Here is a 2,376-nt window from a genome sequence, read left to right on the forward strand (position 1 = left end):
GTACCTCAACTCACGCGCCTCTCATCCCGACGCTGACCTTTCAGGTACATCGCGGGGCTTCCCGTCTAAAAGCTAAAGCAAAGGTTGGCGGAGCGATACCCTCACGATATTGAACGCTATATGGACGGCAAAGATCCGTTTATTAAAGCCATTGATCAAGTCGCAGTTCGTTGGCGCACAGAGTCTGTGGGCGATCGCCCCATCTAGCGTAGAGCCAGATTATCCGTAAGCCGCACGGTGATGATTTGATCTGGTTGAATCACTACATACGCAGACCGAACCTGGGCAACGGTGCTGGCGGCAACTCCACCGAATAAGGAGGCCGGATTAAATGCCGAGGAGTTTTCGCTGGTTTCGCTCACCGTTTCATCTCCATGATGGAGATGAATAGGCTGCGATTCCCCGGTAACCCGAATGTTTTCGGTTTGGGTGGCGATCGCCTGAATTACAAACTTGCTGCTACTGTCACTGGTTTCAAAACGGCCAATTACCGGACTGCCAGCTTCCGCGATCACGTTTCCCTGACCATCGCGGAGGGGCTGTTGCAGCAAGAGTACATCCTGGCGCACACCGGGAAGAAGGGCTAGGGGTTCAGTACCGGGATAGCGGAGGCTAACGGTCATACTCGCAGAACTAGAACTCTGACGATCATTGGTTTGAGATGTGTGGGTTTGAGATGTATGGGCTGAGTTATCCGTAATCGGCTGACCAAAGGCGATAGAAGCGGTTGAGGTCGCTTCTGTGGTGCTAGGAGCAGGAGGGGCTACAGGAGGGGCGATCGCCTCTGGTGGGGCTGGACGTTCTACCTCGATTTCGGAGGATTCCTCAGGGCGGGATACAGAGATTGCCACTTGAGGCGCATTTTGAACGACAGGCAGGTTTACAGCGTCCTGATTCGCGAGGGTATTCAGTTGAGCAAGAGCAGCTTGGGGAGAGGTGGCAGCCGGGAATACAACCGAAGGATGGGTGGCATCTAACACGGGCTGTGCTGGACGGGTGGGGACGGTAGCATCGAGGACAGGAGCGGTGGGGTCATAGCGATATTCAGGTTGCGTAATCCTGGCGTCGGTAATCTCAACGTTGAGGGTATCCGACTGGGGATCGAGGGCGATCGCCCCATCCTCTGACTCAAACGGAACAATCGTCTGAGTCTCATCAGCGCCCATTTCAGCGATCGCGTCCCGAATACTGGGAACGTCCAGATTCGTTAGGTCAGCAGTATCGTCTTCTTGCGCCTCCAGTTCGGTCGCAGCCTCATTCTCTGCAAGGGTGGGTGGCATGACGGAAAGTTCAATCGCGCCCGGTTCTAGCGGTGGTAGCGTATTGGTTTCTGCGTCTACCGATGCTTCCGTGGCAGCAGTGGGCATTGGTGCAGCTTCAACCTGCGTTGTGGGAGATGTTGCCTGAACCGTAGGGGGGGAAGGTACAGGTTCAGACCTAGGGGCGATCGCTACAGATTCAGAGGGGCTGCCTGCCAACAGCGGACGAATCACCCACTGACCATCCGCCGTTTGTTGAACCTCGACTTGACCACTGGCTAGCACGGCATCTGGGGATAGCTCGATCACCACCCGCGCCATATCCGGCTGAAACTGACTGACCCGCACCGAGCGCACGGCACCGGATAGCATCTGTTCAACGGGAACGTCTCCGACTTGGGTATTGGGCAAGTCCACCACAATCCGGGCAGGTTGGGCCATCAGAAAGTGCCGAGGCGTGGTTTCATCGGAAATCGTAAGTTCCACTTGCTGAGTGGTCTCGTCATAGCGCCACTGATTGAGCTGTCCCGCCTCTGCGACTGTTGTTGCGAGGAGGGTAGCGATCGCCATACAGCTGACTCCAACGCCCTTCCAACCTGCCATCGATCGGGCAGATGGGATCGTTGCGGTTAGCAATTCCCAGATTCGGGTCGTGTTGCGTGCTGGCATGGATGGTCTCCCCCTCGGTCGCAAGGTCAGAATGGGCAGTGCTGTAGCAAGTTCAAATGCGTTGGGTCTAGAGTCAAAACTCTACATCTAGAACTCGCCTAGTAGTTTACTCCCTATAAATAGCGTTTGATCACAAAAAGTGTCGAATATATGTTGCTTTTTGCAAACAATCTGCCATGAGGATCGCGGAAAAGCCGCATAAAAAAAGTCCCCAGCGATCGCCAGGGAACAGTTGTTGCTGATCAAGTCAGGAGCAGAGTAAATCCAAAGGTTGTAAAGATAAGGGCGAAAGACGCCTAATCGGTGCGATCGCTCAGGAAAACCATGTTGAGTGGAGGTTGTATAGGAACCGACCATCATCCCCCATTCAGAAGAATCAGGTCGGTCTCTAAGCTCGACTTTATCCAATTGATCCAAAAAGGAAAGCAGCAAGCAGAATTCAGATGAG

1 protein-coding gene and 1 pseudogene are annotated in these 2,376 nt (G+C 54.2%); one reads left to right on the plus strand and one right to left on the minus strand.

Annotated features, from left to right (window positions below; all coding sequences use genetic code 11):
• Nucleotides 1-69: 69 nt before the first annotated feature.
• Nucleotides 70-207: pseudogene (locus IGR76_02030) on the plus strand (GrpB family protein).
• On the opposite strand, the gene IGR76_02035 reads toward IGR76_02030, so the two are convergent.
• Nucleotides 204-1,928 (minus strand): AMIN domain-containing protein, encoded by a 1,725-nt coding sequence (locus tag IGR76_02035; protein MBF2077313.1) that lies wholly within the window; start codon nt 1,926-1,928, stop codon nt 204-206. The pseudogene IGR76_02030 and the gene IGR76_02035 overlap by 4 nt on opposite strands.
• Between the last annotated feature and the right edge of the window lie 448 nt (nt 1,929-2,376).

Source organism: Synechococcales cyanobacterium T60_A2020_003 (assembly GCA_015272205.1).
Classification (GTDB): Bacteria; Cyanobacteriota; Cyanobacteriia; order RECH01; family RECH01; genus JACYMB01.

Coding starts and splice junctions, on each gene's coding strand:
- IGR76_02035 (MBF2077313.1), bottom strand. CDS start 1,928: ATGCCAGCACGCAACACGACCCGAATCTGGGAATTGCTAACCGCAACG.